The sequence below is a fragment of the Bacteroides sp. HMSC067B03 genome (genome assembly GCF_001811315.1).
Taxonomy (GTDB): Bacteria; Bacteroidota; Bacteroidia; order Bacteroidales; family Bacteroidaceae; genus Bacteroides; species Bacteroides faecis.
In genome coordinates, this window is record NZ_KV804311.1 from 1 (window position 1) to 292 (window position 292).

1 protein-coding gene is annotated in these 292 nt (G+C 52.1%); it reads left to right on the forward strand.

Annotation, left to right across the window (positions count from 1 at the left end; genetic code table 11):
* Nucleotides 1-51: 51 nt before the first annotated feature.
* Nucleotides 52-292 (forward strand): mobilization protein MbpA (gene mbpA, locus HMPREF2794_RS07095; RefSeq protein ID WP_070751244.1); only part of this gene is annotated, 241 nt, incomplete at its 3' end.

Below are 292 nucleotides of genomic sequence, written 5' to 3' on the forward strand. Positions count from 1 at the left end.
TTCTTGCTTTTCTCGCTTTGCTCAAAAAGATTTTTTGCTTATCTTCGTGGCATGGAAGTAAGACGGAGCGAAAAGATTACATTCCGATGCACCGCACTTGAAAAGGCGGCACTTTCGGAGCAGGCAGCCCGGTGCGGTTTGAGTACATCGGAGTACTGCCGCAGTTTATCCCTTGGTGGGCGTCCCAGGGAGAGGTACACAGAAGAAGAACGGGAACTTTTCCGGGATATCGCCCGGCTGAAGGGGACACTTCAAAGACTGAACAACTACTTCGGTGGTCGCCAGTACCGGG